Here is a 23,001-nt window from a genome sequence, read left to right on the forward strand (position 1 = left end):
ATGTTCGTACTCAAACGCACGGCGCTTTCGGCGCTATGCCTGTCCTTGATACTACCTTGTACCGCACAAGTTCTGGCGCAGGAAACGCCGGCCGCCGACGCCGATGCCGCGCCGGCCACGCGCCAGGCGCTGCCCGAGCGCAGCCAGGAAGACGCCCAGGCCCTGGAGCGGCAAGTGCCCAAGGACGAGCAGCAAACCCTGCAGGCCGGCAGCGACAGTTTCCTGGCCCTGTGGAAACCTGCCAACACCCCGGCACCCGAAGGCGTGGTGATCATCGTCCCGGGTGCCGGCGAGAGCGCCGACTGGCCACGCACCGTCGGCCCCCTGCGGCGCAAGTTCCCCGATGCAAAGTGGGCCAGTCTGAGCCTGAGCCTGCCGGATCTGCTGGCCGAGAGCCCGGTGGCCCGCAAGGAAACCCCGGCACCGCCCCCGCAACCGGACAAGGACGTGAAGGGCGCACCGGCCAAGGCCACGCCGGCCGATGCCAATGCCAACATCGCCCAGGCCACCGCAGCAGAAACCGAAAACAGCGAAAGCGCCGAAGCGCCCGCCAGTACCGATCCGGCGGCCAGTGAAAAGGCCGACGCCGAGCGTATCTTCGCCCGCCTGGATGCCGCCGTCGCCTACGCACAGCAGCAGAACGCACGCAGCGTGGTGCTGCTGGGCAGCGGCAGCGGTGCCTATTGGTCAGCCCGTTACATCAGCGAACGGCAACCGCCGCAGGTGCAAAAGCTGGTGATGGTCGCTGCGCAGAACCCGGCCCGCGTCGAACACAGCCTCGACAGCCTGGCCGCCACGCTCAAGCTGCCGACCGCCGACTTCTACTATGCCAACCAGGCCGGCGCCAGGCAGGCGGCCGTGAACCGCCTGCAGGCCAGCAAGCGACTCAAGGACAGCAGCTACCACCAGGTCGCCCTGACGGCCATGCCCGGCAACCAGGCTGCCGAGCAGGAGCAACTGTTCCGCCGCATTCGCGGCTGGCTGAGCCCGCAAGCGGTCGACTAGAAGCCGCGCCGCTTGCGTACCACCGCGTAGGCCTGATGCAGGTCACGGGTACGCTCGGTGGCGTCGCGCACCTGCGCCGGGCTCGCGCCGCTACCCACCAGTTTGTCCGGATGATGCCGGCTGAGCAGGCGCCGGTAGGCTTGCTTGACCTGTACAGGCTCGGTCTCGGGTAACACCCCCAGCAAGCGCAGGGCCTCGGGATAGCTGATGCCCTGATTGCCCAGGGCCGCCCGGTGCGGCTCGTAGTCGCTGGCCAGTGCCTGCACCCGGGTCGTCGACCAGCCCAGCTGCTGCCCCCACTGCATCAGCAGTTCGCGCTCGTGACGCCCTACCCGGCCATCGGCCCAGACCATGCGCCAGCAGGCACGCAGCAAGCCTTCGGCAGCATGGGGTTGCTGCTTGAGGCGACGCAGGTGCGGGTGCAGGCGCTCGCTGCCGCTCTTGCCCCGGTTGAATGCGGCAATCGCGCGCAGACGTGCCGGTTCGCTCATCTCCAGGCGCTGCATTTCCTGACGCGCCTGCTGGATATGTCCGTCGACCACCCGCCCTTCACTCTTGGCCAGGCGCCCAAGCAGCACGAACAGCACTTCGTCGTCGCGCAGCACCGCGCGCCCGCCCAGACGCTCGCGCAGGTGCGCCCAACTGTGCAGTTGCAGACGGCGGTCCATCGCCTGACCGAGCAATGCCCCCAGCAACGCCCCTGGAATGCTGGCGATGGCAAAACCCGCTCCGGCACCAATCACTGTGCTCGGCCACAACATGTCAGCGGCGCTCGGCGAGCAGGCGCTCGACTTCGGCAAGGCGTTCGAGGGTACCGACATCCACCCACTGGCCAGTGAAATGCTCCCCACTGACCAGGCCCTTGGCCATCGCCTGGCGAAACAGCGGTGCCAGCTTGAAGGCGCCGGCCTGGCAACCGTCGAACAGTTCCGGGTGCAGCACGGCGATCCCGCTGTAGGTCAAGGTCGGCGAAACCGCGTCGGCATCCTTGACCTGCCCGGCCTGCAGGCGGAAGTCACCTTTGCCGTGATGGCCCGGGTTGTCCACCAGCACCAGGTGCGCCAGCCCGGACAGCGACGCAGGCAGGCGGCTGAAGTCGTACTCGGTCCAGATGTCGCCGTTGATCAGCGCAAAAGGCGCGTCGCCAAGCAGCGGCAGCGCCTTGTAGATCCCGCCACCGGTTTCCAGTGGTTCGCCTTCGGCGGAATAGCGGATGCTCAGGCCCAGTTGCGCGCCATCGCCCAGGTGCTCTTCGATCTGCTGCCCCAGCCAGGCATGATTGATCACCACCTCGGTGAAGCCCGCCCTCGCCAGGGCGCGCAGGTGATACTCGATCAACGGCACGCCGGCCACCGGCACCAGTGGCTTGGGTGTATGCAGGGTCAGCGGGCGCATGCGCTCGCCCTTGCCTGCGGCCAGAATCATCGCCTTCATGCGCGCGCCCCGCCTGCGGCCTGCAGGCTGTCGATCAGTTCGTCCAGCTCGGCCAGCTCAGGGCGGCGGGCGATCACTTCATCTATATAAGCAAAGAACCGCGGCACATCGGCCAGGTAGCGCGGCTTGCCGTCACGGTGGCAGATGCGCGCGAAGATGCCGATCACCTTGAGGTGGCGCTGCACGCCCATCAGGTCGCTGGCACGCTGGAAGTCCTCGAAATCGGCCTGCACCGGTACGCCCAGAGCCTGCGCCCGCTGCCAGTAGTCCTTGAGCCAGCCCTCTACCCGTGCCTGCGGCCAACTGAGGAAGGCGTCCTTGAACAGACAGGTGATGTCGTAGGTCACCGGGCCGTACACCGCATCCTGGAAATCCAGCACGCCCGGGTTGGGCACACTCTGCATCAGGTTGCGCGGCATGTAGTCACGGTGCACCAGCACCTTGGGCTGGGCCAGGGCGCTGTCGATCAGCAGGGTGCTGATGCGTTGCCAGGCCGCCTGCTGCTCATTATTCATCTGCAGGCCCAGTTCACGGCCCACGTACCACTCTGGGAACAGCTCCAGCTCACGGCGCAGCAGGGCCAGGTCATAACTGGGCAACGGCGCCTGCATCGGCAGTTGCTGGAAGGCCAGCAGCGCCTGGATGGCATCGTCGAACAGGCCATCGGCGTTGTCGCTGGTGATCACATCGAGGTAGGTGTGGTTGCCCAGATCACTCAGCAGCAGGAAGCCGCGCTCGAGATCCTGAGCGTGAATTTGCGGCACATTGACCTCGGCGCTGGCCAATAAATGAGCAATTTCCACAAAAGGCCGGCAGTTTTCCTGCGGCGGCGGGGCATCCATCACAATAAAACTGCGTCCTTCGGCGGCCCAGCGGAAGTAGCGGCGAAAGCTCGCGTCGCTGCTGGCAGCGGTCAGGCAGCCCGCTGGAACCGGACCCCAGCCCTGTTTATGGAAAAGATTTGCCAGCTGTTCGGCCAGCCATACATTCAGGTGTTGCAGGCGTACATCATGTTCGGGCATTACATGGGTCTCCGACGGCCCTAGCCGTCAAGCGGGTCATGCTTTATTATCCAGCATCTTTTTCAGACCATCGAGAGGCGTGCGGCCCCACACGCGGGCAGATGGCACGCAGGAAGCCCGGACTAATAAGATGGCATTGAAATCCCCCGCGTTTCGTAAAAAATTCCCGTTGCTCGTCACCGGCGGTCTGCTGGCGATGCAACCCCTGGCCACGTCGTACGTGGTGGCTGCCGAGCAGTTCGACTGCCAAGTTTCCGCTGCCGGAGGTTGGGACTGCAAGCCCAAGACCAGCACCGCGAACCTGCCACCACGCCCTGTGCATGACGGTGCGGCGGTCAGCTCGGCCGGCGAAACGCCTGCCCAGAGCGCCGACGGCAGTGCCGAAGCGGCGGGCAAGGGCCCAGCACTCGTCACCGAAACCAAGGGGCGCGGCCTGAAGGCACGCAGCGCCGACTACAGCCATCTGGACTGGGTACCACGCGATCAGCTGACCCCTGCCCAGCTCGCCGAAGCCGGCCCGTATTGCTCCGGGGCCTACATCGAGCCAACCCGTCCGGGCATGGATGACACCACGCCCAAGGACGAGGCGCCGACCTTCATCGGTGCCAAGGTATCGCGCTACCAGCAGGAGCAGCAGATCGCCACCCTCGCCGGTGACGTGGTGATGCGCCAGGGCAGCATGCAGGTCGAGGCCGACGAGGCCAATCTGTATCAGGCCGAGAACCGTGGCGAACTGAGCGGCAACGTCAAGATCCGCGACAACGGTTCGCTGGTGGTTGGCGATCACGCCGACATCCAGCTCGACACCGGTGAAGCCAAGGTCGACAACGCCGAGTACGTGATGCACAAGTCGCGTATCCGCGGTAACGCGCTGTACGCCAAGCGTGCCGAAAACGCGATCATTCGCCTCAAGGACGGTACCTACACCACCTGCGAGCCGAACAGCAACGCCTGGCAGCTCAAGGGCAACAACATCACACTGAACCCGGCCACCGGCTTCGGTACCGCGACCAACGTCACCCTGCGGGTCAAGGATGTACCGGTGTTCTACACCCCGTACATCTACTTCCCGATCGATGACCGTCGCCAGTCCGGCTTCCTGCCGCCATCGTTCAGTACCAGCAGCGACACCGGCTTCATGCTGGTCACGCCGTACTACTTCAACCTGGCACCGAACTACGACGCCACCTTGTATCCACGCTACATGGCCAAGCGCGGTCTGTTGATGGAAGGCGAGTTCCGCTACCTGACCAAGTCCAGCGAAGGGCAGTTCGGTGGTGCGTGGCTGAATGACGAGGAGGACGAGCGCAAGCGCCAGTCCGACTACAAGGAAAAACGCTGGCTGATCAACTGGCAGCACAAGGGTGGCCTGGACGAGCGCCTGATGACCGAAGTCGATTACACCGACATCAGCGATCCGTACTATTTCCAGGATCTGGAATCGGATCAGATCGGCGTACAGAGCCAGGACTACATCAACCAGCAAGGTGCGTTGACCTATCGAGGCGACGATTACACTGCGCGGTTGAATGTGCAGGACTACAAGCTGGCGACCATCAGCAAGATCACTCCTTACGGGCGCCTGCCGCAGGTTACGTTCAACGGCAAGCTGCCGTACAACCCTGGTGGCCTGGACTTCGCCTACAAGACCGAGTTCGTACGCTTCGAGCGTGATCTACGTAACGGCAATTTCATTGATAAAAATGGTAACCCAGAACTTCGTTATGACGAACGAGTCAGGGGCTTGGCTCGCTCCAACGGCAATCGAATCAACGCCGTACCTGAGGTCAGCCTTCCGATGGAATGGAGTTATGGCTTTATCAAGCCGTCCGTTAAGTATGCCTACACCCGGTACGACCTTGATCTAGACCAGCAAGGCAAAGACTTTCTGGCTAGTAACCAGAACTTGAACTCGAACACTCGAGAGTCGTTCAGCAGCTCACAAAGTCGTAACGTACCGATCTTCAGTGTCGACAGCGGCCTGTATTTCGACCGTGATACCCAGTGGTTCGGCAACAACTACCGTCAGTCTCTGGAACCACGTCTGTTCTACCTGAACGTGCCATACAGGGATCAGAACGACATCCCGGTATTTGATACCAGCGAAAGCACGTTCAGCTACTCATCCCTGTTCCGTGACAATCGCTTCAGTGGTTCAGACCGCATCGGCGACGAGAACAAGTTGTCGCTGGGCGTAACAAACCGCTGGATTGAAGAAAACGGCTTTGAACGTATGCGCTTCAGCATTGGTCAAGCTATGTACTTCAAGGACCGCAAGGTTCAGTTGCCTGGCATCTACTATAAAAACCGTGATGACGCGCAAGCCAATGTTTCGCCCTACGCGCTGGAACACGAGTATCGCTTTAACCGGGACTGGAGCTTGAGATCCGACTTCAACTGGGACCCGGACAGCCACAGCACACGCTCCGGCAGCACCATGTTCCACTACCAGCCGGAAGACAATGTCAACAAGATCGTCAACCTGGGTTATCGCTATCGTAACGACATAGTGCGTTACAACCAGAGCACCGGCCAATGGCAGGTGGGTGGTGGCGACTACGGCACCCCAGGCCAACCGGGCTACGTCAAGGACTACTACAAGATCCAGCAGCATGACTTCTCCGTCATGTGGCCGATCGTTCCGCAGTGGACCGCAATCGCCCGCTGGCAGCACGACTACAACCGCAACCGCACCCTGGAAGCCATGGGCGGTTTCGAATATGACAACTGCTGCTGGAAGCTGCGCCTGATCAACCGTTACTGGGTCGACTACGACGAGTTCAGTCAGGACGCACCCTCCAACGAAAAAGGCGACCATGGGATCTTCCTGCAGATCGTGCTGAAAGGCCTCGGTGGTGTAGTGGGTAAAAAGGTCGAAACTTTCCTCGACGAAGGCATTCAAGGTTACCGTGCACGTGAAGACCAAGCTTATTGACTGTCTGCGCCCGCTGATGCTGGGCGCTGTATTACTGAGCAGCACCGCGCACGCCGCGGTGCAGACCCTGGACAAGGTGGTGGCCATCGTCGACAACGACGTGGTCATGCAAAGCCAGCTGGACCAGCGCGTGCGCGAGGTCGAACAGACCATCGCCAAGCGCGGCGGCGCCACACCTCCGCCCGGCGTGCTCGACCAGCAGGTGCTGGAGCGCCTGATCGTGGAAAACCTGCAACTGCAGATTGGCGATCGTTCCGGCATCCGCATCACCGACGAAGAACTCAACCAGGCCATGGACACCATTGCCCAGCGCAACGGCATGAACATGAGCCAGTTCCGTGCGGCCCTGGCCCATGACGGCCTGTCGTTCGATGACGCCCGCGAGCAGGTCCGTCGCGAGATGATCATCAGCCGCGTGCGCCAGCGCCGGGTAGCCGAACGCATCCAGGTTTCGGAACAGGAAGTGAAGAACTTCCTCGCCTCGGACCTGGGCAAGATGCAGTTGTCCGAAGAGTTCCGCCTGGCCAACATCCTGATCCCGACCCCGGAAAGCGCCAACTCGGCGGCTATCCAGGCGGCTGGCCAGCAAGCCGCCGCGATCTACCAGCAGCTCAAGCAAGGCGCCGACTTCGCCCAGCTGGCGACTGCCCGTTCGGCCAGCGAGAACGCACTGGAAGGTGGCGAGATGGGCTGGCGCAAGGCCGCCCAGCTGCCACCTCCTTTCGATCGCCTGCTCAGCACCATGGCTGTGGGTGACGTGACCGAGCCTGTACGCACACCAGGTGGCTTCATCATCCTGAAGCTGCAGGAAAAGCGCGGTGGCCAGACACAACTGCGCGACGAAGTGCATGTTCGCCACATCCTGATCAAGCCAAGCGAAGTGCGCAGCGAAGCCGCCACCCAGCAACTGGCGGAAAAGCTCTATGAACGCATCAGCGCCGGCGAAGATTTCGCCGAGCTGGCGAAGAGCTTCTCCGAAGATCCGGGTTCAGCGCTCAATGGCGGCGACCTCAACTGGGTCGATCCGAACGCACTGGTACCCGAGTTCCGCGAAGTCATGGCCAGAACCCCTCAGGGTCAGCTGTCCAAGCCGTTCCAGACCCAATACGGCTGGCACGTACTGGAAGTCCTGGGCCGTCGCTCCACCGACAGCACCGAACAGGCACGCGAGCAGCAAGCCATGAACGTGCTGCGCAACCGCAAGTACGACGAAGAGCTGCAAAGCTGGCTGCGTCAGATCCGCGACGAAGCCTATGTTGAAATCAAGCTTCCTGGCGCCGACCAGGCAGCCCAGTGAAACACCAGCGCTTCGCCCTGACACCCGGCGAGCCGGCCGGCATAGGACCTGACCTGTGCCTGCTGCTCGCCGAGCACGCCCAGCCCCACCCCCTGATCGCCATTACCAGTCGTGACCTGCTCGTCGAGCGGGCCGCGCAACTGGGCGTGGCCGTCACGCTGCTGCCTGTCAGCCCCGACGCCTTCCCGGATGCGCCTGCCCCTGCGGGCAGCCTGTACGTGTGGGACACGCCGCTGGCAAGCCGGGTAGTCGCCGGGCAGCTGGACAAACGCAACGCCGCCTTCGTACTGCAAACCCTGACCCGTGCGGGCCAGGGCTGCCTTGACGGGCACTTTGCCGGGATGATCACCGCGCCCGTGCACAAGGGCGTGATCAACGAAAGCGGCATTGCGTTTTCCGGGCATACCGAATTCCTCGCCGAGCTGACCCACACTGCGCAAGTGGTGATGATGCTTGCCACGCGCGGGCTGCGCGTGGCCCTGGTGACCACGCACCTGCCGCTGCGCGCAGTGGCCGACGCCATCACCGCCGAACGCCTGGAGCGGGTCACGCGGATCCTGCATGCCGACCTGCAGAGCAAGTTCGGCATCGCCCAGCCACGCATCCTGGTGTGCGGGCTCAACCCGCATGCGGGTGAAGGCGGCCACCTGGGCAGCGAAGAAATAGACATCATCGAACCGACATTGGCGCGCCTGCGCAGCGAAGGCATGGACCTGCGCGGCCCGTTGCCTGCCGACACCCTGTTTACCCCCAAATATCTGGAGCACTGCGACGCAGTGCTGGCGATGTACCACGACCAGGGCCTGCCGGTACTCAAGTACAAGGGCTTCGGCGCCGCCTTGAACGTTACCCTGGGCCTGCCGATCATTCGCACATCGGTGGACCACGGCACCGCCCTGGACCTTGCCGGCACCGGCAGGATCGACACCGGCAGCCTGCAGGTAGCACTGGAAACCGCCTACCAGATGGCCGAGACCCATTTATGACCGAGCAATACCAACACAAGGCGCGCAAGCGCTTCGGCCAGAACTTTCTGCACGACGCCGGCGTCATCGACCGTATCCTGCGCTCTATCAGCGCCAAGGCAGGTGAGCGCCTGCTGGAAATCGGTCCGGGCCAGGGCGCCCTGACCCAGGGCCTGCTCAACAGCGGCGGCCAGCTGGATGTGGTGGAACTGGACAAGGACCTGGTACCGATCCTCAACCAGCAGTTCGCCGGCCGTGACAACTTCCGCCTGCACCAGGGCGATGCGCTCAAGTTCGACTTCACCAGCCTGGGCGCTGCGCCACGCAGCCTGCGGGTGGTCGGCAACCTGCCGTACAACATCTCCACCCCACTGATCTTTCACCTGCTGGCCAACGCCGAGCTGATCCGCGACATGCACTTCATGCTGCAGAAGGAAGTGGTCGAGCGCCTGGCCGCCGGCCCGGGCGGTGGCGACTGGGGCCGCCTGTCGATCATGGTGCAGTACCACTGCCGCGTGGAACACCTGTTCAACGTCGGCCCGGGGGCGTTCAACCCACCGCCCAAGGTCGATTCGGCCATCGTGCGCCTGGTACCCCACACCACCCTGCCGCACCCGGCAAAGGATCATCGCCTGCTCGAGCGCATCGTGCGCGAAGCGTTCAACCAGCGCCGCAAGACACTGCGCAACACCTTGAAGGCCCTGCTCAGCAGCGACGAGATCGCCGCCGCCGGTGTCGATGGCAGCCTGCGCCCCGAGCAACTGGACCTGGCCGCCTTCGTGCGCCTGGCCGACAAGCTGGCCGAACAGCCGCAGTAACACCTGATAACGGCCGGTCATGCCCGCATGACTGGCCGGCAACCCCGCCGATAGCCTAGACTGATGCCATTGCCGTATTCGCGTCTGTTGCCAAGGCCCTCTTGAATGTCCGATCCCCGCTATCAGGTCGACGTCGACGTCGTCACCCGCTTCCTCAAAGAACATTCCGATCCCGAAAACGACCGCTTTGCCTTTGCCTACACCATTACCGTGCACAACAACGGTTCGGTGGCGGCCAAGCTGATGTCGCGTCACTGGCTCATCACCAATGGCGATGGCCAGGTGGAAGAGGTCAAGGGCGCCGGGGTGATCGGTCAGCAGCCGCTGATCGAGCCTGGCCAGAGCCACACCTACAGCAGTGGTGCCGTGCTCAGCACCCAGGTGGGCACCATGGAAGGCAGCTATCAGATGTTCGCCGAGGATGGCATCCGTTTCGAGGCCCCGATCAAGGCGTTCCGCCTGGCCGTACCCGGGTCGCTGCACTGATGGCGGTGTATGCCGTCGGCGATCTCCAGGGCTGCCTGCAACCGCTCAAATGCCTGCTCGAGCGGGTGAACTTCAACCCGTCGGTCGACCGCCTGTGGCTGGTCGGCGACCTGGTCAACCGCGGCCCCGAGTCGCTGGAAACCCTGCGCTATCTGTACGCCATGCGCGACTCGCTGGTGTGCGTGCTGGGCAACCACGACCTGCACCTGCTGGCCGCCTGGCACAACATCGAGCGCCTGAAGAAAAGCGACACCCTGCGCGAGATTCTCGACGCCCCGGATGCCGACGAACTGCTCGACTGGCTGCGCCGGCAAAAGCTGCTGCATTACGACGAGCAGCGCGGCGTGGCGATGGTGCATGCCGGCATTCCACCGCAGTGGACCCTGGGCAAGGCGCTGGAGCTGGCTGGCGAGGTCGAAGAAGTGCTACGCGATGACAATCGGCTCAAGCTCTATCTGGACGGCATGTACGGCAACGAGCCGAACAAGTGGAGCAAGAACCTGGGCGGGGTCGAACGCCTGCGGGTCATCACCAATTATTTCACCCGCATGCGCTTCTGCACCGCCGAGGGCAAACTGGACCTCAAGGGCAAGGAAGGCGCCGACACCGCCCCACCCGGCTACAAACCGTGGTTCGCCCACAAGGGCCGTCGCTCGCGTCACGTGAAGATCATCTTTGGACACTGGGCAGCCCTCGAGGGCCGCTGCACCGAGCCAGGCGTGTACGCACTGGATACCGGCTGCGTGTGGGGCGGTGCGATGACCCTGTTCAATGTCGATACCGGCCAGTACCACCGCTGCGAGTGCACCGAAGAAGGCACCGTACGCCCGCTGGCCAGCCCCGTGCAACCGGCTAGAATAGCCGATCAATCCTGAAGGACCCGCCCATGAGCGAATTCAAACGTATCCCTCCAGAGCAGGCTCAGGCGCTGCGTGCGCAAGGCGCCGTGGTGGTCGATATCCGCGACCAGCCCACCTTTGCCAACGGCCACATCACCGGCGCCCGCCACCTGGACAACCAGTCGGTCGCCGATTTCATCCGCGGCGCCGACCTCGACGCCCCTACCGTGGTGGTCTGCTACCACGGCAACTCCAGCCAGAGCGCGGCCGCGTATCTGGTCAGCCAGGGTTTTTCCGACGTTTACAGCCTCGACGGCGGCTTCGAGCTGTGGCGCGCCACCTTCCCGGCAGAAACCGCCCAGGGCTCCGCCGAATAATTTTTTTGTTGGCCTGCAGCCCGCGCCCTGCGCGGGCTCGCGCCAGACCAGACGAACGGTCGTGGCGAACTAATCGCCCAACCGCCCTTGACCTCGCCGATTACCAACTATCCTTAAGCCCAGGCCATCCAAAAAGGGGAGAGCCGGTACACCGGCGTGCGGGTCATCGGTAAGGTTCCAAGGGTGTTCTGGGGGGTATACAGCAGGCGGCAGTGCCGTCTGCATGCCAGCATCAACTGATCGATCCGACGTCGGCTCCACGTATCGAGCGAGGTGACGTCATGAGTATTTTTAGCCACTTCCAACAACGTTTCGAGTCCACCCGTCAGGAAGAGCTCTCGCTGCAGGAGTATCTTGAGCTCTGCAAGCAGGACCGTAGTGCCTATGCGTCGGCGGCCGAACGCCTGTTGATGGCTATTGGTGAGCCGGAACTGGTCGACACGTCGAACAACTCGCGGCTGTCGCGGATCTTCTCCAACAAGGTGATCCGGCGCTACCCCGCCTTCGAAGACTTCCATGGCATGGAAGAATGCATCGACCAGATCGTTTCCTACTTCCGCCATGCCGCACAGGGCCTGGAGGAAAAGAAACAGATCCTCTACCTGCTCGGCCCGGTGGGTGGCGGCAAGTCGTCCCTGGCTGAAAAACTCAAGCAACTGATGGAAAAGGTGCCCTTCTACGCCATCAAGGGCTCGCCGGTGTTCGAGTCCCCGCTGGGGCTGTTCAACGCCACCGAGGACGGCGCCATCCTCGAAGAGGACTTCGGCATCCCGCGCCGCTACCTGAACACCATCATGTCGCCCTGGGCGACCAAGCGCCTGGCCGAGTTCGGCGGCGACATCAGCCAGTTCAAGGTGGTCAAGCTCTACCCCTCGATCCTCAACCAGATCGCCGTGGCCAAGACCGAGCCGGGCGACGAGAACAACCAGGACATCTCGGCGCTGGTGGGCAAGGTCGATATCCGCAAGCTCGAGGAATTCCCGCAGAACGACGCCGACGCCTACAGCTATTCTGGCGCACTGTGCCGGGCCAACCAGGGCCTGATGGAATTCGTCGAGATGTTCAAGGCACCAATCAAGGTCCTGCACCCGCTGCTCACCGCCACCCAGGAGGGCAACTACAACAGCACCGAGGGCCTCGGCGCCATCCCCTACTCCGGGATTCTGCTGGCCCACTCCAACGAATCGGAATGGCACAGCTTTCGCAACAACAAGAACAACGAGGCGTTCATCGACCGGATCTACATCGTCAAGGTGCCGTACTGCCTGCGCGTGAGCGACGAGATCAAGATCTACGACAAGCTGCTGTTCAACAGCTCCCTGGCCAAGGCCCACTGCGCACCCGACACCCTGAAGATGCTGGCCCAGTTCACGGTGCTGTCGCGCCTCAAGGAGCCGGAGAACTCGAACATCTACTCCAAGATGCGTGTGTATGACGGCGAGAACCTCAAGGACACCGATCCGAAGGCCAAGTCGATCCAGGAGTACCGCGACTCGGCCGGTGTCGACGAAGGCATGAACGGTCTGTCGACCCGCTTCGCCTTCAAGATCCTGTCCAAGGTGTTCAACTTCGACCCCCATGAAATCGCGGCCAACCCGGTGCACCTGCTGTACGTGCTGGAGCAGCAGATCGAACAGGAACAGTTCCCGGCCGAGGTGCGCGAGCGCTACCTGCGCTACCTCAAGGAATACCTGGCACCGCGCTACATCGAGTTCATCGGCAAGGAAATCCAGACCGCCTACCTGGAGTCCTACAGCGAATACGGGCAGAACATCTTCGACCGTTATGTGCTGTACGCCGACTTCTGGATTCAGGACCAGGAGTACCGCGACCCCGAAACCGGCGAGATCCTCAACCGCATCGCCCTCAACGAGGAGCTGGAGAAGATCGAGAAACCGGCTGGCATCAGCAATCCGAAGGATTTCCGCAACGAGATCGTCAACTTCGTGCTGCGCGCGCGGGCCAACAACAACGGCAAGAACCCGACCTGGCTGAGCTACGAAAAACTGCGGGTGGTGATCGAGAAGAAAATGTTCTCCAACACCGAAGACCTGCTGCCGGTCATCAGCTTCAACGCCAAGGCAAGCAAGGAGGACCAGCAGAAGCACAACGACTTCGTTACGCGAATGGTCGAACGCGGCTACACGGACAAACAGGTCCGGCTGCTCTCGGAATGGTACCTGCGGGTCAGGAAATCGCAATAAGCAGCAAGCGTCAGGCTGTCAACTGCAAGCCCGGAGTATGCGCCGGGCCTGCAGCGACAGCGCTGTCCATCTTGAAGCTAGAAGCTTGAAGCTTGCAGCTACTGCCTACTCCCGGAGGGGCCTATGAGCTATGTGATCGACCGACGCCTGAACGGCAAGAACAAGAGCACGGTCAACCGCCAGCGCTTTCTGCGGCGTTACCGTGACCACATCAAGAAGGCCGTCGAAGAGGCCGTGAGCCGTCGCTCCATCACCGACATGGAGCATGGCGAGCAGATCAGCATTCCTGGCCGGGATATCGACGAACCGGTACTGCACCATGGACGCGGCGGCAAGCAGACCGTCGTACACCCGGGCAACAAGGAGTTCACCGCCGGCGAGCATATCGCGCGTCCGCAGGGCGGCGGTGGAGGCGGCGGCAAGGGCAAGGCCGGCAATTCCGGCGAAGGCATGGACGAGTTCGTCTTCCAGATCACCCAGGAAGAATTCCTCGAGTTCATGTTCGAAGACCTCGAGCTGCCCAACCTGGTCAAGCGTCACCTGACCGGCACCGACACCTTCAAGACCGTGCGCGCGGGCATCAGCAACGAGGGCAACCCGTCGCGCATCAATATCATCCGCACCCTGCGCTCAGCCCATGCGCGGCGCATTGCACTGTCGGGCAGCAGCCGCGCCAAACTGCGCGCCGCCCAGGAAGAGCTGGCACGCCTGAAGCGCGAAGAGCCGGACAACTTCGGCGATATCCAGGAAATCGAAGGGGAAATAGAACGTCTGAGTGCACGTATCCACCGCGTACCCTTTCTCGACACCTTCGACCTCAAGTACAACCTGCTGGTCAAGCAGCCCAACCCCAGTTCCAAGGCCGTGATGTTCTGTCTGATGGACGTGTCCGGCTCCATGACCCAGGCCACGAAGGACATCGCCAAGCGCTTCTTCATCCTGCTGTACCTGTTCCTGAAGCGAAACTACGACAAGATCGAGGTGGTGTTCATCCGCCATCACACCAGCGCGCGCGAAGTGGATGAGGAAGAGTTCTTCTATTCCCGCGAGACGGGCGGCACCATCGTCTCCAGCGCCCTGAAACTGATGCAGGAAATCATGGCCGAGCGCTATCAGGCCAGCGAATGGAACATCTACGCGGCCCAGGCTTCGGACGGTGACAACTGGAACGACGACTCGCCCATCTGCCGCGAGATCCTCACCAAGCAGATCATGCCGTTCGTGCAGTACTACACTTATGTCGAGATCACCCCTCGCGAGCACCAGGCCTTGTGGTTCGAATACGAACGCATCGGCGAAGCCTTCGCCGATACCTTCGCCCAGCAGCAGCTGGTGTCGGCCGGCGATATCTACCCGGTCTTCCGTGAACTCTTCCAGCGCAGGTTAGCCACATGACCGCCAGAGAGCAGAAGCGCCAACCCCTTTCCACCGGGTCCGAATGGACGTTCGAGCTGATCCAGGCCTACGACCGCGAAATCAGTCGCCTGGCCGAGCGCTACGCCCTGGACACCTACCCCAACCAGATCGAGGTGATTACCGCCGAGCAGATGATGGACGCCTATGCGTCGGTCGGCATGCCGCTGGGCTATCACCACTGGTCATACGGCAAGCATTTCCTGAGCACAGAAAAATCGTACAGTCGCGGCCAGATGGGCCTGGCCTACGAAATCGTGATCAATTCCGACCCCTGCATCGCATACCTGATGGAGGAGAACACCATCTGCATGCAGGCGCTGGTGGTAGCGCACGCGTGTTACGGGCACAACAGCTTCTTCAAGGGCAACTACCTGTTCCGCACCTGGACCGACGCCAGCTCGATCATCGACTATTTGGTGTTCGCCAAGCAGTACATCACCCAGTGCGAGGAGCGCCACGGCATCGACGCGGTGGAAGACCTGCTGGACTCCTGCCATGCCCTGATGAACTACGGCGTCGACCGCTACAAGCGGCCCTACCCGATCTCCGCCGAAGAAGAGCGTCGCCGCCAGAAGGACCGCGAAGAACACCTGCAAAAGCAGATCAACGACCTGTGGCGCACCATTCCCAAGGGCACCGACAAGTACAACGAGAAAGACAACGCGCGCTTCCCGGCCGAACCGCAGGAAAACATCCTGTACTTCATCGAGAAGCACGCCCCGCTGCTCGAACCCTGGCAACGCGAGATCGTGCGCATCGTGCGCAAGATCGCACAGTACTTCTACCCGCAACGCCAGACCCAGGTGATGAACGAAGGCTGGGCGACCTTCTGGCACTACACCCTGATGAACGACCTGTACGACGAGGGCCTCGTGACCGAGGGCTTCATGATGGAGTTTCTGCAGTCGCACACCAGCGTTGTGTTCCAGCCAGGCTTCGACAGCCCCTATTACAGCGGCATCAACCCCTATGCCCTGGGTTTTGCCATGTACCGCGACATCCGGCGCATGTGCGAGCACCCCACAGAGGAAGACCGCCGGTGGTTCCCCGAGATTGCCGGCAGCGACTGGCTGTCGACCATCAAGTTCGCCATGAGCAGCTTCAAGGACGAGAGCTTCATCCTGCAGTACCTGTCGCCCACGGTGATTCGCGACCTCAAGCTGTTCAGCATCCTGGACGACGACCAGAAGGACGACCTGCTGGTACCGGCCATCCACGACGAAGCAGGCTACCGCACCATCCGCGAGATCCTGGCCGCGCAATACAACCTGGGCAACCGCGAACCCAACGTGCAGATCTGGAGTATAGACCGGCGTGGCGATCGCTCGCTGACGCTGCGTCACCAGCAACATGACCGCAAACCGCTGGGCGACTCCACCGACGAGGTGCTCAAGCACCTGCACCGCCTGTGGGGCTTCGACATCCATCTGGAGACCCTGCAAGGCGACCAGGTGATGAAGACCCACCACGTCCCCCCAAAGGGCGAACACGGCGAAGGTGACTACGGACGGCTGGACCTGGCTGTCGTCCACCTGTAGCCGCCCGCGCCAACCTCCGTTGTGGCCAGACAGGGTATCCTGTGGCCTCAACGGAGGTTTTTTCATGCAGATCTATAAAGTCGGTGGTGCCGTGCGCGACCGCCTGCTGGGCAGGCCGGTCACCGATATCGACTGGGTGGTGGTGGGTGCGACGGTCGAGCAGATGCAGGCCCAGGGCTATCGTCCGGTGGGGGCCGACTTCCCCGTCTTCCTTCACCCTCACAGCGGTGAAGAATATGCACTGGCGCGTACGGAGCGCAAAAGCGGGAGCGGCTATGGCGGCTTCACCTTCCATGCCAGCCCCGAGGTCACACTGGAAGAAGACCTGGTGCGGCGCGACCTGACCATCAATGCAATGGCCGAGGACGAACAGGGCCGGATCACCGACCCGTACAAGGGCCAGCAGGATCTCAAAGACCGGATTTTACGCCACGTTTCCCCCGCGTTCGCCGAAGATCCCCTGCGTGTGCTGCGCGTAGCGCGTTTCGCCGCGCGCTATGCCGGGCTGGGTTTCCAGGTAGCCCCCGAAACCCTCGCACTGATGCGCGAGCTGAGCGAGTCGGGTGAACTGCAGGCCCTTACCGCCGAGCGCAGCTGGAAGGAAATCGCCCGCGCCCTGATGGAAGAGCAACCCCAGGTGTTCATTCAGGTGCTGCGTGATTGCGGGGCGCTGAAGCAGTTGATGCCCGAACTCGACGTGCTGTTCGGCGTTCCGCAACCTGCGGCGCATCATCCTGAAATCGACACCGGCGTGCATACCCTGTCGGTGCTGGAGCAGGCGGCCCGTCACAACCAGCCGCTGACGGTACGCTGGGCCTGCCTGCTGCATGACCTGGGCAAAGGCCTGACCCCCGAAGAGGAGTGGCCGCGGCATATCGCCCATGAGCACCGCGGGCTGAAGGCGATCAAGGCGGTCAACCAGCGCTTCAAGGTACCGCGCGACTGCCAGGAACTGGCCTTGCTGGTGGGCGAGTACCATACCCATGGCCACCGGGCCCTGGAGCTGAAGGCATCGACCTTGCTGGAGTTGCTGCAGCGCTTCGACGTGTACCGGCGCCCGCAACGCTTTGAAGAGTTCATCGCCGCGTGCGAGATGGACGCGCGCGGGCGACTGGGGTTGGAGGAGCGTGATTATCCACAGGCCGCCTACCTGCGTGGCGCAGCAGACGCCGCGCGGGCAGTGGCGGTGCAGCCACTGGTAGAGAAGGGCTTCACCGGCCAGGGCCTGGGCGAGGCGATCAAGCGCGAGCGGCTGAATGCGCTCAAGGCCTACAAGGAAAGCGCCAAACCCTGAATCGTTAGGCCGGCAAGGGCGGCGATTCCTGATTGCCGCCCCTGACCGTCAGTCCAGCGGCAGCGCCTTGCCATTCCAGGTGAATGGCACCGGTTCGAGTACCTGGTCGATCTGCGCCTGCTGCCACAACTGGGCCATGCTCTTGCCTGCTCCAGGGTGCACCAGTTCCGGCGCGATCAACGACAATGGCCACAAGACGAACGCATTCTTGAGAATTTCGGCCCTTGGCAACACCAGGCCGTCGAAACTGCCGTGCAGGTCACCATACATCAGCACGTCGATATCCAACGGCAGCCCCTTGCGATCCGGAGCATAACGGCCGTTGTCGGCCTCGATGAACTTCAGGCGACGGTCCAGTTCAAGCAATGGCAGGTCGGTCAGGCCGGTGACCACCAGATTGAAAAACGGCCCGCTCTTGATGCCCACCGCCTGGCTTTCGAACACCGTCGAGCAGCGCATGTCCCTGAGCATCGCAGCCAGCGCATCGAGCCCGGCGCCGAGGTGCCGCTCGCGCTCGATGTTGCTGCCAAGGCCTAGGTATACCGGGGTCAGAGACATCCGCGCTCGATCTCCACGCCCACCCCGCTTGCCGCCGCGATGGCGCCAGGCTTGGTCAGCTTCAGTTGCAGCCAGGGAATCTGGAACTCGTCCATCAGCACCTTGGCCAGGCGTTCGGCGAACGTCTCGACCAGCTCATAGCTGGCCTGTTCGGCAAATGCCTGGATACGTGCCGTGACGCTGGCATAGTCCAGGGCCAGGCTCAGGTCGTCGCCGGCCGCCGCCGGGCGATTGTCCCAGGCGAACCGCAGGTCCAGGCGCAGGCACTGGCGAATACCGCGTTCCCAGTCATAGGCGCCGATCACGGTGTCGACTTCCAGCCCTTCGATGAACACTCTGTCCAAGCACTTCTCTCCACAGCACGACAAGGGCGCCTTGCGCCGCTAGAATCAGGGCGTCCTCGCCCGGAATAGTTAGCATGTTTTGGTTACTGGCGTCGCTCGCCTACCTGCTCGGCTCGCTGTCCTTCGCCATCGTTCTCAGCCGCCTGAGCGGCAGCCCCGACCCGCGTGCCTGCGGCTCAGGCAATGCCGGCGCCACCAACATGCTGCGTCTGGCAGGCCGCAAGCTGGCGATCCTGACCCTGCTTGGCGACCTGTGCAAGGGCCTGTTGCCCGTGCTGATCGCCAGCCTGGTCGGCCTCAACGAGCAGCAGCAGGCCTGGATAGGCCTGTGCGCGGTGGTCGGCCACCTGTTTCCGCTGTACTTCCGCTTTCGCGGCGGCAAGGGCGTGGCCACTGCCGCCGGCGTGCTGCTGGGGCTCTACCCCCCGGCCGCCCTGCTGGCCATCAGCGCATGGCTGCTGACCTTCTACCTGACCCGCACCAGCTCGCTGGCCGCCTTGATCGCAACGCCCCTGGCCCTGCCCCTGCTGGCCTGGCGCGAGCCCGAGGCGCTGCTGCCGATGAGCGTGCTGACCGTGCTCATCGTATGGCGCCATCGCGGCAATCTACGCGACCTTTTTGCCGGGCGCGAACGGCATTTCTGAAGCGTTCACATGAGCGGCGCTCATGCTCACAGCCCCTGCAACTGCTCCATCGGCCAGCGTGCCTGCACGCTGATCGCCAGGGTTTCCCGCTGCCCGGCCGCCAGACGCTGGCACCCGGCATAGGCGATCATCGCGCCGTTGTCGGTGCAGAACTCGGGGCGCGCGTAGTACACATTGCCCTTGAGCCCGGCCAGCATCTCCTCCAGCGAGGCACGCAGGGCCTTGTTGGCACTCACCCCACCTGCGATCACCAGGCGCTTGAGCCCGGCCTGCTTGAGGGCGCGCTTGCACTTGATGGTCAAAGTCTCCACCACCGCCTGCTGGAACGCCAGCGCGATGTCGCAACGGGTCTGCTCGGTGTCGTCCCCGGTACGCTGGCACTGCTGCCAGGTGTTCAGGGCAAAGGTCTTCAGGCCGCTGAAGCTGAAATCCAGGCCCGGACGATCGGTCATCGGCCGCGGGAACACGAACCGACCCGGCACGCCCTGCAGCGCCAGGCGCGCGATCTCCGGGCCACCGGGATAGTTCAGGCCCATCATCTTGGCCGTCTTGTCAAACGCTTCGCCGGCCGCATCGTCGAGGGACTCGCCAAGCAGTTCGTACTGGCCGATGCCATCCACACGTACCAACTGCGTATGGCCGCCCGACACCAGCAAGGCGACGAACGGAAACTCCGGCGGTTGCGCCTCGAGCATCGGTGCCAGCAGGTGGCCCTCCATGTGGTGCACGCCCAGGGCCGGGATGCCCCAGGCAAAGGCCAGCGCCTGGGCGCACGAAGCACCCACCAGCAGCGCCCCGACCAGGCCAGGGCCTGCCGTGTAGGCGATGGCGTCGATCTCGGTGGCCACGCAGTCGGCCTCGGCCAGCACCTGGCGGATCAACGGCAGCATGCGCTTGACGTGATCACGCGAGGCCAGCTCCGGCACAACCCCGCCATACGCGCGGTGCAGGTCGATCTGACTGAACAGTGCATCGGCCAGCAGGCCGCGTTCGCTGTCGTATAATGCGACACCAGTTTCGTCGCAGGATGTTTCCAATCCCAGTACTAGCATGGGTTTGCGCCTTGTTGGGGCTGAATTCGAAGGCGCGCATGATAGTCCTCGCTCCCGGTGCCGACCAGCGGTTTTCGATCAGAGGCTTTGCATTCAGGCCAGCTAAGGGTTAACATCCGCAACCCTTAAAAACCGACGTTCTCCAGTGCACATATTTGCCACGAGTTCGTTGACCCCCGGTAATGAATGAAGGTAGCTCTGGATGCCAGCCGTCAAAGTTAAAGAGAACGAACCCTTCGACGTAGCTCTGCGTCGTTTCAAGCGCTCCTGCGAAAAAGCCGGTGTACTGGCTGAAGTTCGTAGCCGCGAATTTTACGAGAAGCCAACTTCCGAGCGTAAGCGCAAGGCAGCAGCCGCTGTCAAACGCCACGCCAAGAAAGTTCAGCGCGAACAGCGCCGCGCCGTTCGTCTGTACTGATACAGACGTTCGTCGCCAGCTTCTGCCATGCCCGGTGCAAGCCGGGCTGTCGGCAGTTGATGCTGTTTCCTCTGGCCTGGACCTTCGGGTCGAGCGCCTGAGATGCCCAAACTGCTATGCAGCAAGGGCAAGCCTGCCTCACACGTCAGACCTGGCCTAACCGCCAGCAGTGCACGTCACCCCTGACGAGCCTTCACCGGCTGCAGACGAGCACACCCCTTTCCTTTTTTGTGTCACGTCATTCGAGCTTGCATCGAATGCGTCGCTGTTCCCGCAGCATTAGCGATTACACTTGATTGTCGCCTGATGACGAGAGTGCCATGGCCGGGCTGATTCCCCAGAGTTTTATTGACGACCTCCTCAACCGCACCGACATCGTCGACGTGGTGAGTTCGCGTGTAAACCTGAAAAAGTCCGGCAAGAACCACACGGCCTGCTGCCCGTTCCACAAGGAGAAGACCCCCTCCTTCAGCGTCAGCCCCGACAAGCAGTTCTACTACTGCTTCGGTTGCGGCGCCGGCGGCAACGCCTTGGGCTTCATCATGGACCACGACAACCTGGACTTCCCCCAGGCTGTCGAAGAGCTGGCCAAGGCCGCCGGCATGGAAGTGCCGCGCGAAGAGAGCAGCCGCGGGCAAAAGCCCCGCCAGCCCACCGATTCGCCGCTGTACCCGCTGCTCGAGGCCGCTGCCGAGTTCTATCGCCAGGCCCTGAAGAACCACCCGACACGCCGCTCGGCCGTCGAATACCTCAAGGGCCGCGGCCTGTCCGGCGAAATCGCTCGCGACTTCGGCCTGGGCTTCGCGCCGCCGGGCTGGGACAACCTGTTCAAGCACCTGAGCAGCGACGCCCTGCAGCAAAAGGCCATGGTCGACGCCGGCCTGCTGATCGAGAATGCCGAGACCGGCAAGCGCTATGACCGCTTCCGCGACCGCGTGATGTTTCCCATCCGCGACAGCCGTGGCCGGGTCATCGCCTTCGGTGGGCGGGTGCTGGGCGACGACAAGCCCAAGTACCTGAACTCCCCCGAAACCCCTGTGTTCCACAAGGGCCAGGAGCTCTACGGGCTGTACGAGGCACGCAAGTTCAACCGCAACCTCGACGAGATCATCGTGGTCGAGGGCTACATGGACGTCATCGCCCTGGCCCAGCAAGGTTTGCGCAATGCCGTGGCCACCCTTGGCACCGCCACCAGCGAAGACCACCTCAAGCGCCTGTTCCGCGTGGTGCCCAGCGTGCTGTTCTGCTTCGACGGCGACCAGGCCGGCCGCAATGCCGCCTGGCGTGCCCTGGAAGCCACGCTGTCGAGCCTGCAGGACGGGCGCAAGGCGCGCTTTCTGTTCCTGCCCGAAGGCGAAGACCCGGACACCCTGGTGCGTGCCGAGGGCACCGACGCCTTCCGTGCGCGCATCAACCAGCATGCTCAGCCGCTGGCCGATTACTTCTTCCAGCAACTGACCGAAGAAGCCGACCCGCGGTCGCTCGAAGGCAAGGCGCACATGGTGACCCTGGCCGCGCCGTTGATCGACAAAGTGCCCGGTGCCAACCTCAAGGCCCTGATGCGCAACCGCCTGCGCGAAATAACCGGCCTGGACCTGCACCAGGTCGAACAACTGGCCCACAGCGCCCCCAGCGAGGCGCCACCGGCGTACGACCCGGGCATCGACTACGATGCGATTCCCGACTACAGCCCGGATTACAGCGACTTCCACCAGCCCGAGCATTTCCAGCCGCAGCAGCAACAATGGACGCCAAGCCAGGGCGGGCAGAAGAAGTGGGAAGGCAAGCCCTGGGACAAGAAGGGCAAGCCGTGGGACAAGAACGGCAAACGCGACTTCCAGCCACCGCCGCGGGTGCCGACGTCGGTGGAACCGCCGACCTTGAGCGCCCTGCGCACCCTCATGCACCACCCACAACTGGCCAAGAAGGTCGAGGATGCCAGCCATTTCGCCGCTGAAGAGCATGTGTATGCCCAGTTGCTGGTGGCGTTGCTCGAAGCCTTGCAAAAGAATCCTGAGCTACGCTCCTTACAGCTGATCGCGCGTTGGCACGGCACCGAACAGGGCCGATTGTTGCGCGCATTGGCAGAAAAGGAATGGCTGATCGATGCCGACAACCTTGAACAACAGTTTTTCGACACCATAACTAGCTTGTCCGCTCGCCAACGCGAGCGCAGCCTGGAACATCTGCTCAGGAAAGCACGTCAAAGTGAGTTGAGCGCAGACGAGAAAAATCAGCTGCGTGACCTGTTAAGCCGGAATGTTCCCGCACAAACCCCGACCTCAACTGGCGCGTGAGGTCCTAGCTCGGGTATAATCCTCGGCTTGTTTTTTGCCCGCCAAGACCTTCAGTGGA

General features: G+C 62.8%; 21 protein-coding genes. 15 read left to right on the forward strand and 6 right to left on the reverse strand.

Annotated features, from left to right (window positions below; genetic code table 11):
- Positions 1–1,005, forward strand: a complete 1,005-nt coding sequence (locus tag N0B28_RS23885) for an alpha/beta hydrolase family protein (protein ID WP_058541837.1) — start codon at positions 1–3, stop codon at positions 1,003–1,005.
- Here the strand turns inward: N0B28_RS23885 and N0B28_RS23890 are convergent.
- Genes N0B28_RS23890 through N0B28_RS23900 form a run of 3 tightly spaced genes read right to left on the reverse strand, consistent with a single transcriptional unit; the run spans position 1,002 to position 3,461 of the window.
- Positions 1,002–1,766, reverse strand: a complete 765-nt coding sequence (locus tag N0B28_RS23890) for a TerB family tellurite resistance protein (protein WP_043863761.1) — start codon at positions 1,764–1,766, stop codon at positions 1,002–1,004. The genes N0B28_RS23885 and N0B28_RS23890 overlap by 4 nt on opposite strands.
- A 1-nt stretch (position 1,767) precedes the next feature.
- Positions 1,768–2,439, reverse strand: a complete 672-nt coding sequence (gene murU / locus N0B28_RS23895; RefSeq protein WP_043863760.1) for an N-acetylmuramate alpha-1-phosphate uridylyltransferase MurU — start codon at positions 2,437–2,439, stop codon at positions 1,768–1,770.
- Complete coding sequence (locus tag N0B28_RS23900) at positions 2,436–3,461, reverse strand: phosphotransferase (protein WP_054915958.1); 1,026 nt, start codon at positions 3,459–3,461, stop codon at positions 2,436–2,438. The genes murU and N0B28_RS23900 overlap by 4 nt, the downstream gene beginning before the upstream one ends.
- A gap of 130 nt (positions 3,462–3,591) precedes the next feature.
- Here N0B28_RS23900 and N0B28_RS23905 point away from each other — a divergent pair, with 130 nt between their 5' ends.
- The 11 genes from N0B28_RS23905 to N0B28_RS23955 all read left to right on the forward strand — a co-directional run bounded on the left by N0B28_RS23905 (position 3,592) and on the right by N0B28_RS23955 (position 17,630).
- Positions 3,592–6,396, forward strand: a complete 2,805-nt coding sequence (locus N0B28_RS23905; protein ID WP_100634761.1) for an LPS-assembly protein LptD — start codon at positions 3,592–3,594, stop codon at positions 6,394–6,396.
- The gene (locus N0B28_RS23910) at positions 6,377–7,693 is read left to right on the forward strand and encodes a peptidylprolyl isomerase (RefSeq protein WP_100634834.1); all 1,317 of its coding nucleotides are present in this window, start codon (positions 6,377–6,379) and stop codon (positions 7,691–7,693) included. The genes N0B28_RS23905 and N0B28_RS23910 overlap by 20 nt, the downstream gene beginning before the upstream one ends.
- On the forward strand, positions 7,690–8,679 hold the full coding sequence (gene pdxA / locus N0B28_RS23915; protein ID WP_054915959.1) for a 4-hydroxythreonine-4-phosphate dehydrogenase PdxA: 990 nt from the start codon (positions 7,690–7,692) through the stop codon (positions 8,677–8,679). The genes N0B28_RS23910 and pdxA overlap by 4 nt, the downstream gene beginning before the upstream one ends.
- Positions 8,676–9,476, forward strand: coding sequence for a 16S rRNA (adenine(1518)-N(6)/adenine(1519)-N(6))-dimethyltransferase RsmA (rsmA, locus tag N0B28_RS23920; RefSeq protein WP_043863755.1), 801 nt, complete (start codon positions 8,676–8,678; stop codon positions 9,474–9,476). Before pdxA ends, rsmA begins: the two co-directional genes overlap by 4 nt.
- A 105-nt stretch (positions 9,477–9,581) precedes the next feature.
- On the forward strand, positions 9,582–9,962 hold the full coding sequence (gene apaG / locus N0B28_RS23925; protein WP_043863754.1) for a Co2+/Mg2+ efflux protein ApaG: 381 nt from the start codon (positions 9,582–9,584) through the stop codon (positions 9,960–9,962).
- The gene (locus N0B28_RS23930; protein WP_054915960.1) at positions 9,962–10,837 is read left to right on the forward strand and encodes a symmetrical bis(5'-nucleosyl)-tetraphosphatase; all 876 of its coding nucleotides are present in this window, start codon (positions 9,962–9,964) and stop codon (positions 10,835–10,837) included. The genes apaG and N0B28_RS23930 overlap by 1 nt, the downstream gene beginning before the upstream one ends.
- An 11-nt stretch (positions 10,838–10,848) precedes the next feature.
- Positions 10,849–11,178: a thiosulfate sulfurtransferase GlpE gene (gene glpE, locus N0B28_RS23935; RefSeq protein WP_043863752.1), complete on the forward strand. Its 330-nt coding sequence runs from the start codon at positions 10,849–10,851 to the stop codon at positions 11,176–11,178.
- A gap of 281 nt (positions 11,179–11,459) precedes the next feature.
- Positions 11,460–13,382 carry a PrkA family serine protein kinase gene (locus tag N0B28_RS23940; protein ID WP_043863751.1) on the forward strand — a complete coding sequence of 641 codons (1,923 nt, stop codon included), beginning with the start codon at positions 11,460–11,462 and terminating at the stop codon, positions 13,380–13,382.
- A 123-nt stretch (positions 13,383–13,505) separates the two neighbouring features.
- Entirely contained in the window at positions 13,506–14,777 is a 1,272-nt protein-coding gene (locus tag N0B28_RS23945) for a YeaH/YhbH family protein (protein ID WP_043863750.1), read from the forward strand.
- Positions 14,774–16,336 (forward strand): SpoVR family protein, encoded by a 1,563-nt coding sequence (locus N0B28_RS23950; protein ID WP_043863749.1) that lies wholly within the window; start codon positions 14,774–14,776, stop codon positions 16,334–16,336. Before N0B28_RS23945 ends, N0B28_RS23950 begins: the two co-directional genes overlap by 4 nt.
- 64 nt (positions 16,337–16,400) lie before the next feature.
- Entirely contained in the window at positions 16,401–17,630 is a 1,230-nt protein-coding gene (locus tag N0B28_RS23955; RefSeq protein WP_275729214.1) for a multifunctional CCA addition/repair protein, read from the forward strand.
- 48 nt (positions 17,631–17,678) lie between these two features.
- Here the strand turns inward: N0B28_RS23955 and folK are convergent, their stop codons facing one another.
- Both folK and folB read right to left on the reverse strand, forming a co-directional pair.
- Positions 17,679–18,188, reverse strand: coding sequence for a 2-amino-4-hydroxy-6-hydroxymethyldihydropteridine diphosphokinase (gene folK / locus N0B28_RS23960; RefSeq protein ID WP_043863747.1), 510 nt, complete (start codon positions 18,186–18,188; stop codon positions 17,679–17,681).
- Positions 18,179–18,532 (reverse strand): dihydroneopterin aldolase, encoded by a 354-nt coding sequence (folB, locus tag N0B28_RS23965; RefSeq protein WP_043863746.1) that lies wholly within the window; start codon positions 18,530–18,532, stop codon positions 18,179–18,181. The genes folK and folB overlap by 10 nt, the downstream gene beginning before the upstream one ends.
- Positions 18,533–18,606: 74 nt before the next feature.
- Between folB and plsY the strand changes: the two genes are divergently transcribed.
- Positions 18,607–19,176: a glycerol-3-phosphate 1-O-acyltransferase PlsY gene (plsY, locus tag N0B28_RS23970; protein ID WP_043863745.1), complete on the forward strand. Its 570-nt coding sequence runs from the start codon at positions 18,607–18,609 to the stop codon at positions 19,174–19,176.
- Between the two features lie 26 nt (positions 19,177–19,202).
- Here the strand turns inward: plsY and tsaD are convergent, their stop codons facing one another.
- Complete coding sequence (tsaD, locus tag N0B28_RS23975) at positions 19,203–20,228, reverse strand: tRNA (adenosine(37)-N6)-threonylcarbamoyltransferase complex transferase subunit TsaD (RefSeq protein ID WP_054915962.1); 1,026 nt, start codon at positions 20,226–20,228, stop codon at positions 19,203–19,205.
- Between the two features lie 202 nt (positions 20,229–20,430).
- Between tsaD and rpsU the strand changes: the two genes are divergently transcribed.
- Together rpsU and dnaG are read left to right on the forward strand one after the other, a co-directional pair.
- Positions 20,431–20,646 (forward strand): 30S ribosomal protein S21, encoded by a 216-nt coding sequence (gene rpsU, locus N0B28_RS23980; protein WP_002551877.1) that lies wholly within the window; start codon positions 20,431–20,433, stop codon positions 20,644–20,646.
- Between the two features lie 320 nt (positions 20,647–20,966).
- On the forward strand, positions 20,967–22,943 hold the full coding sequence (gene dnaG, locus N0B28_RS23985) for a DNA primase (protein ID WP_275729221.1): 1,977 nt from the start codon (positions 20,967–20,969) through the stop codon (positions 22,941–22,943).
- The last annotated feature ends 58 nt before the right edge of the window (positions 22,944–23,001 follow it).

The organism is Pseudomonas sp. SD17-1, from assembly GCF_029201585.1.
Classification (GTDB): domain Bacteria; phylum Pseudomonadota; class Gammaproteobacteria; order Pseudomonadales; family Pseudomonadaceae; genus Aquipseudomonas; species Aquipseudomonas palmensis.

What these genes read in the sequence shown, in the direction of transcription:
- N0B28_RS23945 (WP_043863750.1), top strand. Translation starts at nt 13,506, where the DNA reads ATGAGCTATGTGATCGACCGACGCCTGAACGGCAAGAACAAGAGCACG.
- N0B28_RS23930 (WP_054915960.1), top strand. Translation starts at nt 9,962, where the DNA reads ATGGCGGTGTATGCCGTCGGCGATCTCCAGGGCTGCCTGCAACCGCTC.
- dnaG (WP_275729221.1), top strand. Translation starts at nt 20,967, where the DNA reads ATGGCCGGGCTGATTCCCCAGAGTTTTATTGACGACCTCCTCAACCGC.
- glpE (WP_043863752.1), top strand. Translation starts at nt 10,849, where the DNA reads ATGAGCGAATTCAAACGTATCCCTCCAGAGCAGGCTCAGGCGCTGCGT.
- N0B28_RS23905 (WP_100634761.1), top strand. Translation starts at nt 3,592, where the DNA reads ATGGCATTGAAATCCCCCGCGTTTCGTAAAAAATTCCCGTTGCTCGTC.
- folK (WP_043863747.1), bottom strand. Translation starts at nt 18,188, where the DNA reads ATGTCTCTGACCCCGGTATACCTAGGCCTTGGCAGCAACATCGAGCGC.
- N0B28_RS23955 (WP_275729214.1), top strand. Translation starts at nt 16,401, where the DNA reads ATGCAGATCTATAAAGTCGGTGGTGCCGTGCGCGACCGCCTGCTGGGC.
- N0B28_RS23940 (WP_043863751.1), top strand. Translation starts at nt 11,460, where the DNA reads ATGAGTATTTTTAGCCACTTCCAACAACGTTTCGAGTCCACCCGTCAG.
- N0B28_RS23890 (WP_043863761.1), bottom strand. Translation starts at nt 1,766, where the DNA reads ATGTTGTGGCCGAGCACAGTGATTGGTGCCGGAGCGGGTTTTGCCATC.
- N0B28_RS23950 (WP_043863749.1), top strand. Translation starts at nt 14,774, where the DNA reads ATGACCGCCAGAGAGCAGAAGCGCCAACCCCTTTCCACCGGGTCCGAA.
- plsY (WP_043863745.1), top strand. Translation starts at nt 18,607, where the DNA reads ATGTTTTGGTTACTGGCGTCGCTCGCCTACCTGCTCGGCTCGCTGTCC.
- tsaD (WP_054915962.1), bottom strand. Translation starts at nt 20,228, where the DNA reads ATGCTAGTACTGGGATTGGAAACATCCTGCGACGAAACTGGTGTCGCA.
- apaG (WP_043863754.1), top strand. Translation starts at nt 9,582, where the DNA reads ATGTCCGATCCCCGCTATCAGGTCGACGTCGACGTCGTCACCCGCTTC.
- rpsU (WP_002551877.1), top strand. Translation starts at nt 20,431, where the DNA reads ATGCCAGCCGTCAAAGTTAAAGAGAACGAACCCTTCGACGTAGCTCTG.
- rsmA (WP_043863755.1), top strand. Translation starts at nt 8,676, where the DNA reads ATGACCGAGCAATACCAACACAAGGCGCGCAAGCGCTTCGGCCAGAAC.
- murU (WP_043863760.1), bottom strand. Translation starts at nt 2,439, where the DNA reads ATGAAGGCGATGATTCTGGCCGCAGGCAAGGGCGAGCGCATGCGCCCG.
- N0B28_RS23900 (WP_054915958.1), bottom strand. Translation starts at nt 3,461, where the DNA reads ATGCCCGAACATGATGTACGCCTGCAACACCTGAATGTATGGCTGGCC.
- N0B28_RS23885 (WP_058541837.1), top strand. Translation starts at nt 1, where the DNA reads ATGTTCGTACTCAAACGCACGGCGCTTTCGGCGCTATGCCTGTCCTTG.